The organism is Arthrobacter sp. 05L45_2 (assembly GCF_056397525.1).
Genome location: NZ_JBFTNO010000132.1, coordinates 1 through 9,019 on the forward strand (window position 1 = coordinate 1; position 9,019 = coordinate 9,019).

The 9,019-nt window shown below is 70.2% G+C and carries 10 protein-coding genes; 2 read left to right on the forward strand and 8 right to left on the reverse strand.

Annotation, left to right across the window (positions count from 1 at the left end):
- Window positions 1–143: 143 nt before the first annotated feature.
- On the reverse strand, window positions 144–1,268 hold the full coding sequence (locus AC1DHD_RS11035) for a glycerate kinase (protein WP_476879758.1): 1,125 nt from the start codon (window positions 1,266–1,268) through the stop codon (window positions 144–146).
- 153 nt (window positions 1,269–1,421) lie between these two features.
- Here AC1DHD_RS11035 and AC1DHD_RS11040 point away from each other — a divergent pair, with 153 nt between their 5' ends.
- On the forward strand, window positions 1,422–2,192 hold the full coding sequence (locus tag AC1DHD_RS11040) for a histidine phosphatase family protein (protein ID WP_476879759.1): 771 nt from the start codon (window positions 1,422–1,424) through the stop codon (window positions 2,190–2,192).
- On the forward strand, window positions 2,176–3,069 hold the full coding sequence (locus tag AC1DHD_RS11045) for an NAD(P)H-hydrate dehydratase (RefSeq protein WP_476879760.1): 894 nt from the start codon (window positions 2,176–2,178) through the stop codon (window positions 3,067–3,069). Before AC1DHD_RS11040 ends, AC1DHD_RS11045 begins: the two co-directional genes overlap by 17 nt.
- Window positions 3,070–3,140: 71 nt before the next feature.
- On the opposite strand, the gene AC1DHD_RS11050 is transcribed toward AC1DHD_RS11045, so the two are convergent.
- The 7 genes from AC1DHD_RS11050 to AC1DHD_RS11080 all read right to left on the reverse strand — a co-directional run.
- Window positions 3,141–3,884 (reverse strand): glycerophosphodiester phosphodiesterase family protein, encoded by a 744-nt coding sequence (locus AC1DHD_RS11050; protein ID WP_476879767.1) that lies wholly within the window; start codon window positions 3,882–3,884, stop codon window positions 3,141–3,143.
- Between the two features lie 88 nt (window positions 3,885–3,972).
- Window positions 3,973–4,218 (reverse strand): hypothetical protein, encoded by a 246-nt coding sequence (locus AC1DHD_RS11055; RefSeq protein ID WP_476879761.1) that lies wholly within the window; start codon window positions 4,216–4,218, stop codon window positions 3,973–3,975.
- 133 nt (window positions 4,219–4,351) lie between these two features.
- On the reverse strand, window positions 4,352–5,170 hold the full coding sequence (locus tag AC1DHD_RS11060) for an HAD family hydrolase (RefSeq protein WP_476879762.1): 819 nt from the start codon (window positions 5,168–5,170) through the stop codon (window positions 4,352–4,354).
- Window positions 5,171–5,225: 55 nt separating this feature from the next.
- Window positions 5,226–5,723, reverse strand: coding sequence for a YbhB/YbcL family Raf kinase inhibitor-like protein (locus AC1DHD_RS11065; RefSeq protein ID WP_476879763.1), 498 nt, complete (start codon window positions 5,721–5,723; stop codon window positions 5,226–5,228).
- A gap of 59 nt (window positions 5,724–5,782) precedes the next feature.
- Entirely contained in the window at window positions 5,783–6,739 is a 957-nt protein-coding gene (locus AC1DHD_RS11070; RefSeq protein WP_476879764.1) for a carbohydrate kinase family protein, read from the reverse strand.
- 72 nt (window positions 6,740–6,811) lie between these two features.
- Window positions 6,812–8,173, reverse strand: a complete 1,362-nt coding sequence (gene nhaA, locus AC1DHD_RS11075) for a Na+/H+ antiporter NhaA (protein ID WP_476879765.1) — start codon at window positions 8,171–8,173, stop codon at window positions 6,812–6,814.
- A 133-nt stretch (window positions 8,174–8,306) separates the two neighbouring features.
- A partial coding sequence (locus AC1DHD_RS11080; protein WP_476879766.1) for an alpha/beta hydrolase occupies window positions 8,307–9,019 on the reverse strand: 713 nt, incomplete at its 5' end.

Consider the following 9,019-nt stretch of genomic DNA (forward strand, 5'->3'; position numbering starts at 1 on the left):
CTTCATGGACATATCGGACTCCTGGGCAGGGCCACGGTCTGCGCGTAACCCTGGCAGGGAGTCACGGCCCCCCAATGCCGCCAGTTTATCGGCGCCGATACGCCCGAACCAGAGTTTCCCCCGGGGAATCCGTGCCCGGGGGGCTAGGCCCCTTCGAGGACCTGGGTGGTGGCCCAGGCCAGGTACTTGGCCGCCTTCGCGATGGCCTCGGCCGGGCTCGGGGCCACGTCCAGCAACTGCGCTGCCGCCACCACCCCGTGCCGGGCCAGGTCCTCGGGGGTGACCAGGATCCGGCCGGCGACCATAATGACCGGGATTCCGAGTTCGCGGGCGGCGTCGGCCAGCGCGATCGGCGCCTTCCCGCCCAGCGACTGGGAGTCCAGCGACCCCTCGCCGGTGATCACCAGGTCAGCCTCGGCCAGCTTGTCGGCGAGGCCCGTGAGTCCGGCCACGAGCTCGAACCCGCCCTCAAGGGACGCGTTGCTGAAGGCCAGGAACGACGCAGGGAATCCGCCGGCCGCCCCCGCACCCGGGACGTTGACGTCGCGGCCGGTCGCCTGCCGGATCACCGAGGCCCAGTTGCGCAGCCCGGCGTCGAGTGCTTCCCGCGCCTCCGCGTCGGCCCCCTTCTGGGCACCGAAGACGTGGGCGGCGCCGTCGGGCCCGTAAAGCGGGTTCTGCACGTCCACGGCGATCCTGAATTTCACCGCCGCCAGCCTCGGGTCGAGGCCGCTGAGGTCCACGGCCGCGACGTCCACCAGCGACCCGCCACCGAGCGGCACCACGTTCCCGGCGGCGTCCACGGGTTTCAGGCCAAGGGCGCGCAGGGCCCCGCTGCCGCCGTCGCTCATCGCAGAGCCGCCGACGCCCAGCACAATGTCCGTGGCTCCGGCGTCGAGGGCGGCCGCGATCAGCTGTCCGCATCCGTAGCTGTGGGCCCGCAGCGCATTCTCGGGGGTCGGTTCCATGTGCGCGAGGCCGGACGCCTGGGCTGTCTCGATGACAGCGGTCGCGCCGCCGAAGGCATCTTTGCGGATCGCCCAGGCCGCACCAATCGGGGCCAGGATCGGGCCGACGACGGCGTTCAGCCGCTCCTCGTACCCGGCGGCGACGGCGGCTTCCAGGGTTCCCTCCCCGCCGTCGGCCACGGGAAACTGGATGGCTTCCGCCTCGGGGTAGACCCGCAGGGCCCCCTCGGCAATGGCGGAAGCTGCCTCGGCGGCGGTCAGGGAGCCCTTGAACTTGTCCGGGGCGATCAGGATACGCATGGCTCCATCCTGCCAGCCGCCACCGACATTTGCCTTCCGAGACAAGGCCGGGGCCCGGGAGTAACGTGGGCACTTCCGGGCCGCCCGGGATCCTCCCGTGGACGGCAGTGGCAGTTTCGACGGGCCCCGCGGGCGGGCGTGCAGGAGGTAACGGTGGGCAACAGCGAATATGCCGGCGGCAGCTTGCCGGGGATCACGGGACTCGTCCTGATCCGGCACGGGGAAAGTGAAGGCAATGTGGCCGCGACCCGCGCGCATCAGGCCGGGGCACACGTCATCGACGTCCCGGCGCGCGACGCCGACGTCGGGCTCTCGGACACCGGCCGGGAACAGGCACTGGCGCTGGGCCGGTTTCTAGCCGGCGTCCCCGAGCAGCGCCGCGGCGCCRTGTGGTCCTCCCCCTACGCCCGCGCACGGCAGACCGCCGAACTGGCGGTCGGGACGGGCGGCTGGCGCGGGCAAATCCGGCTGGACGAGCGGCTTCGCGACCGCGAGCTCGGAATCCTGGACATGCTCACCTCCGAGGGTGTCGAAGCCCGGCTGCCCGAGGAAGCCCAACGCCGAAGGTGGCTGGGGAAGTTCTACTACCGGCCCCCGGGCGGCGAATCATGGGCCGACGTCGTGTTGCGGCTCCGCTCGCTGCTGGCGGATCTGGACCGGGTCCACTCCGGGGAAGGTGTTGTGCTGGTCTGCCACGACGCCTTGATCGTGCTGTTCCGCTACATCCTCCAGGGCCTCTCGGAATCCGAGTTGCTGGACCTTGCCGCCAAGACCAGCATCCTGAACGCCTCTGTCAGCCGCTTTGCCCGGACCGACGGGCGGGGGGCGTGGGTGCTGGAGACCTTCAATACGGCGGACCACCTGGCGGAACAGGGCGTCCCCGTCACCGAGCACGCAGGGGACGCAGATGTCCACCCGCGCTAAGTCTTCGCCCACAGTGCAGCTGACGCCAACGCTGCTGCGCGGCTGGCCGCTGCCCGGCGGCGGTTCCGGCAAGGACGACCGCGGTTCGGTGCTGGTGGTGGGCGGCGCGCGCAAGACGCCGGGGGCGGCCCTGCTAGCCGGCGTGGCGAGCCTGCGCTCCGGTGCCGGCAGGCTGACCCTGGCGGTGGCGGAGTCGACGGCGGTGCAGCTGGCGGTGGCCCTCCCGGAGTCGGGCGTTGTGGGGCTGCCGGAGACTTCGCATGGGTCGGTCAAGGGCTCCGGAGCGTCGTTGCTGGCGGACGAGGTAGGCGCTGCGGACGCCATCCTCGTCGGACCCGGCTTGGATGACAAGGACGAGACCCTGTCATTGCTGCGCGTTCTACTGCTGCCTGGCAGCTCCCGTCCGAAGCGCGGGCCCGCCGTCGTCCTCGATGCCTATGCCCTGGGCTGCCTGCCCGAGCTGGCCGAGGAACTGCAGCCATGGGCGGGCCGGCTGATCCTGACCCCCAACGTCACCGAAGGCAGCATCCTGCTGGGCCGGGACATTGAGGACCTTCAGCGGGACGCGTCAAGAATCGCTGTCAAATATCAGGCCGTGGTCAGCTGCCAGGGGGTGATCGCGGAGCCCGGCGGGACCGTCTGGGAAATCACCACGGGACACAGCGGCCTGGGCACCTCGGGAAGCGGCGACGTGCTGGCAGGCGCCATTGCTGGGCTGCGGGCGCGGGGAACCACGGACGCGCAGGCCGCCTGCTGGGGTTCCCATTTGCACGCCGCGGCCGGCGATCGGCTGGCGAGCAGGCTGGGCGGACTAGGCTACCTGGCGCGCGAACTCTGTGACGAACTGCCGGCCCTGATGGTGGAACTCAGCAGTTAGGTTTACTCGGAGCCGAGGCCGCGCGGCGGCCGCGGGGTTCCCGGCGGCGCGGGTCCCCGCGGCAGCGCGTCTCAGTCGACCCACTGGCCGCGTTCCTGCAGGACCGTCTTCAGCAGGTCGGCACGGTCTGTGACGATGCCGTCGACGCCAAGGTCCAGCAGCCGGTGCATCTCGGCCGCCTCATTGATGGTCCAGACGTGCACATGCAGGCCCTGGCGGTGGGCGCGGCGGACAAATCCTGCCGTCACCACCGGCACGGCGCCGTACCTGACCGGGACCTGCAGGGCGTGGACGTCGCGGAGTGCCCGGGCCGTCGCCCGACGCAACAGGTCCGCCGGGAGCAGCGGTCCCAGCAGCACAAAGAGGGCATTGGCGGCCATCCCGGCGGAACTGGCCGCGGGCCGGCTCAGGCGCCGCAGTACCGCGCGCCGCCGGCGGTCGGAGAAGCTGGCAATGAGGACCCTGTCATGCAGCCCGAACTGTTCGATTGCGGCTGCGAGCGTGTCCACCGAATTCCAGTCTTTGACGTCCAGGTTGAGCCGGACGTCGGGCAGTTCGGCCACCAGTTCCGCCAGCAGCGGGATCGGCTCGGCGCCGGCGATCCGGGCGCGGGCAACGGTTGCCGCGGGTAGTTCGGAAATTCGTCCGCTGCCGTCCGTGACGCGGTCCAGGGTTTCATCGTGGAAGAGCAGCAGAACGCCGTCGGCCGTGGTGTGCACGTCCGCTTCAAGGTAGCGGTAACCGAGTGCGACGGCGGCGCGGAACGCGGCCATCGAGTTCTCGGCGCCTTCCGGCGAAAATCCGCGGTGCGCCATCGGCACCGGCGCCCCGGGGGCGCCGCCGTGGGCGAGGAAGGGGTGCGGGGCTATCACCCTTGAAGCGTACCGGAGGGACTCTTTGGGCTCAGGCGCTGTGCGGCAGGATCTCCACGCCATCGCTGCAGTGCAGCAGGGTGCGGCCGCCGCCGTCGAGGTCTACCCAGACCGTGGTGTGGTCCGGGGTGACGGCGTCGACGAACCCGCCGGTTTCAAACCCGGGCGAGAGCCGGACCCGGACCCGGTCGCCCTGCCGCAGGCTCTTCCAGTGCGCGTCCGGGTCCACCCGCCGGAGCGGCTGGTCATCAATATGTCGGTTGCCGTACCTGGCCATGAGTGCCCCACCATCAGTCAAGAGATCCGTTCGGTGCTGCCAGCCTAGGAGCCGAAAGTGAACGGCAGTTGGCCGCCAGCTGGGAATCCCATGTCCGCCGGGGTTGCACTCCGGCGGGGGTTGCACTCCCGGGTCAGGGAAGACGGACGCCCAGCTCGGCGAGTTTGGCTTCGAGGATCTGGGCCACGCCGTCGTCGTCGAAATGCGGCGCCTGCTGGCCGGCCGCGCGGATGGCCTCCTGGTGGCCGCTGGCCATGGCGTACCCGTCGCCGGCCCAGCGGAGCATTTCGATGTCGTTGGGCATGTCGCCGAACGCCACGACGTCCTGCGCCTGCACGCCCAAGGAAGCCGCGTACTCGGCGAGGGTCACGGCTTTGTTGACGCCGGGCAGCGACAGCTCCAGCAGGGCGACGTTCGGGGCGGAGTGGGTGGCGGCGGCAAGGTGGGCGACTGCGGGGGCAACTTCGGCCAGGAACTCATCCGCCGTCCCCTCCCGGACAATCGCCAGGAACTTTACGACGGCGTCGTCCGCGGTAAGCGTCTCCTGCAACGGCGCCGGGGTGAATTCGGCGAGGAGGGCAGTGGAGCCGGTGCCGAGGAAGCCCGGTTCCAGGTGGAAGCCGGTGAGTGTTTCGGCGGCGAAGAGCGCGCTGGGGCGCAGCTGCTGGATGATCCGGCGGACTTCGAAGACGGCGTCGAGCTCCAAGGCCCGGGAGGAAACCACCCTGTCCGTCTCCAGGTCCCAGACCACAGCCCCGTTGGAGCAGATGACGGTGCCTGTGTGGCCAAGCTGGTCCTGAAGGGGGTGCAGCCAGCGCGGGGGCCGGCCGGTGACGAACACCAGTTCCACCCCGGCGTCGCGGCAGGCGTGGAATGCGCGCACGGTCCGGTCGCTGATTTTTCCGTCGTGGCCGAGGATCGTTCCGTCAATATCACTAGCTACCAGCCGCATAGTGCCAGTCTACGTTGGCCGCGGAGGGKGGCGGGGCTGGTGACGACGGCGGCCGTCAGTGCCGCTCGTAGGTGCCCGTCAGGCTGGCACGGGCCAACGTGTGTGGCCCGAGTTTGGCCTCGAGGCTGGCCGGGGAGGCGCCGGCGTCGAGGCCGGACGTGTCCGTATCCAGGGCGTGCACCGTGATCACGTAGCGGTGCGGGCCGTGTCCCTTGGGCGGGGCGGCCCCCAGGTAGCCAACTTTCCCGCCGTCGTTCCGGAGCTGGAACGCGCCTTGCGGAAGGCCGGCGCCGCGCCGTTCACCGGCCCCGGCGGCCAGGGACGCAGTGCCGGCCGGGATGTCCAGGACGGCCCAGTGCCAGAACCCGCCGCGGCCCGGGGCGTCGGGGTCGAAGACCGTGACGGCGAAGCTCCGGGTTCCGGCCGGCGCGTTGCTCCAGCTCAGGGGCGGTGATTCATCCCTGCCGCCGGGGCCGGTGGCGGCGCCGCGTTGGGCCGGCGGAAGAACCTGCCCGTCGTCGAAGGCATCGCTCCGCAGTGTGAAGGTTTCCATGGCGTCCTCTCCTTACCGGCCGGCTCACCCGTCCCCGGCCCGGGGTCATCCAGTCCCGTCTACCTCTTCAGCGCAGCCCAGTCCGCTTCCATCCGGTTCAGTTCCGTCCGGGTGGGCGGGTTCGCTCCGGCACGGGAGACCGTCACAGCGGCGGCCGCGGCGGCCCGGGCCAGGAGTCCGTGCAGGCTCTCCGCGGAAAGCTCACGCAGGCCCGGGCGGTTCTGCGCCCCGTTCAATCCGCGGTCCACGATGCCGGAGAGCAGCGCCGCCATAAAGGAATCCCCGGCGCCGACGGTGTCCGCAACCTGCACCTTCGGTATCCTGACGTGCGCTTCTCCGGCCGCGTTGACGGCCCACGGCCCGTCGGCCCCGCGGGTGACCACCACCATGGCGGGGCCCTCGGATCCGCCCAGCCGGAGCCAGCGGCGGGCCGAATCGAGCGGGTCCTCGCCGGGGTAGAGCCACTCAAGGTCCTCGTCGGAGGCTTTGACCACATCAGCGAGCGAGGCGAACTTTTCCGCCTGCGCCCGGGCGTAGCCCACGTCGGTGATGATGGTCGGCCGGCAGTTGGGGTCAAAACTGATGGTCATTGACGGATGGRCATGCTCGACGGCGGCCAGGACGTCCGCGGCGCCCGGGGCCAGCATGGTCGCGATCGAACCCGTGTGCAGCAACGTGCTGCCCTGCAGGGTGAACGGCAGCCGGTCCGCGAAGCCGGGGAGCTCCCAGGCGAGGTCGAAGGTGTAGCTCGCGGCGCCGTCGTCGTCGATCAGGGCAGTGGCTACCGACGTCGGCAACTCATCCGGGCCCAGCGGTACCAGCACCGAGCTCGACTTCAGGTGCGCCGCGACGGACTCCCCGTAGGCGTCCCGGCCGTAGCGCCCGATGAACTGCACCGGATGGTCCAGCCGGGCCAGCCCAACCGCCACGTTCAGGGGACTGCCGCCAACATGGGCCTGGATTCCGGAGGAGCGCTGGACAACATCAACCAGGGCCTCACCAATGACTGTGAGCATGCCCATACTCTGCCAGAGAACACGTCCCGGCGCCGCTGTGGTCCGGATCCCGAGCTCCGCCCAGCCCGCTCCCTAGGACTCCGCGGGTCCCTGCTGGTAGACGTCCGGGATCCCGTCGTGGTCCGAGTCGCGCCTCTCCTCTTCCTCTGCCAGCCGGTACTGGCGGTTGCGGGCGCGCAGCACCACGCTCGCCAGCAGTGCGGCCAGCAGGGACGCTRCGAGGATCCCGACCTTGGCGTGGTCGTCGTGGACACTGCCCTGGCCGAAACTGAGCTCGGCAACCAGGAGCGAGACGGTAAAGCCGATGCCCGCAAGAATCGAGACGCCGCCGACGTCGATCCAGGTGAACGAGGTGTCCAGGCGGGCGCGCGTCGCCTTCGTGAGCAGCCAGGTGGTGCCCAGGATGCCGGCCGGTTTGCCCAGCACCAGCGCCAGGATAATCCCGATAGCCACCGGATCCGTCAGCGCAGCACCCAGGCCGCCCCAGCCGCCAACGGCCACGCCCGCCGAGAAAAAGGCAAAGACGGGAACGGCGATGCCCGCGGAGATGGGCCGGAAGCGGTGTTCGAAGATTTCCGAGAGACCCGGACCCGCCTCTGGTCCCCCGCTGGCCCGGGAACGGAGCACCGGAATGGCGAAACCAAGCAGGACGCCAGCCACCGTCGCGTGGATGCCGGACGCGTGCACCAGCACCCACGTGGCCAGGCCGAGGGGCAACAGGATGAGCCACGCCGCGGGAGCTTTTAGCCCGAAGAATCGCCGGTACCGGTGCGCCAGGTAGGTGTRGAGGCCCAGCGGCAGCACGGCCAAAAGAAGAGGTACCGGCTGGATCTCGCTGGAGTAGAACACGGCGATGATGGTGATTGCGATCAGGTCGTCCACAACGGCCAGGGTGAGCAGGAAGATTCGCAGCGCGCTGGGCAGGTGCGAGCCGATGATCGCGAGTACCGCGACGGCGAACGCGATGTCCGTGGCGGTGGGAATGGCCCAGCCGCGCAGAGTCTCCGGGCTGCCGAGGTTGGCGAGGGCGTAGATCACCGCGGGCACCAGGACCCCACCGGCAGCAGCGGCCACCGGAACAACGGACTTGCTGAGCTGGCGCAGGTCGCCCGCCACGAATTCGCGTTTGAGCTCCAGTCCCACCAGGAAGAAGAAAATGGCGAGCAGCCCATCGGCGGCCCACGCGCCGAGGCTGAGCTCCAGATGCCATGGCCCGTAGCCGACAGTGAAGTCGCGGAGCGCGAAGTAGCTCTCCGACGCCGGGGAGTTTGCCCAGATCAGCGCCGCGAGGGCCGCGGCCACCAGAAGCGCGCCGCCGACGGTTTCCTTGCGCAGAATTTCGCCGATGCGCAGGGATTCCGCGTAGCTGCCGCGGCCCAGGATGGTGGCGCCGGGCGGGCCCGGCCTAGCCGCAGAGGGAGGAGTGTGGCTCACGTGGAAGTCCTAATTTTCGGGTCGACAGAACTATGCCGACCAGACTTCCCGGCGCACCTGACTTCAGTCTATGCGAACGCCCGGCCGGGCGCTCCCGGCAATCGGGGCCCCGGGGCAATCCGGGTACTCCGGGCTAGGCCAGGAGCTGCTGTACAAGTTCGCGGCACTTCCGGTAGGCGGGCGTCTTGGTGTCGATGAGCGCGAAGTGGTCGCCGGGGACCTTGAGGAACTGGACGGGAGCGCCGCTTGCCTTTGCCGCGGCCGCGTAAGCCTCCGACTGGCTCATCGGCACCGTGTCATCCTCAGTGGCGTGCACGGCGTAGACGGGGACCCGCAACGGCACCGCCGTCATGGGGTCGGCGTATTTATGCCGTTTGGGGTATCTTTCCGACGAGCCGCCCAGGAAGTTGCTGACGGCGCCGTTACTGAGATCGAGCCGCTCGGCTGCGGCCAGGTTCAGCAGGCCCGACTGGCTCACGACGCCGGTGAGCTGCACCGCTGCGCCGTCGTCCCTGCGTTGCAGCTGGCGGTCAGCATCCGGGGCACCAAGCTGGCACAGCCGGCTCCGGCCCGCCGCCCACACCGCCAGGTGGCCGCCGGCGGAGTGGCCCAGTGCCACGACGCGCTCCAGGTCTAGGCTGTGTTCCCCGGCGACGTCGCGAAGCTTGTCGATCCCCGCGAGCACGTCCTCGAAAGTGTTCGGCCAGCCGCCGCCGTTGCCGGCCCGGCGGTACTCCAGGTTCCAGGCCGCCAGTCCGTGGGCGGCGAGGTCCCTGGCCAACGGTTCGCCGAGTTCGGCACCGTACTGCGAGCGCCAGTAACCGCCGTGGATCACCACCACCACAC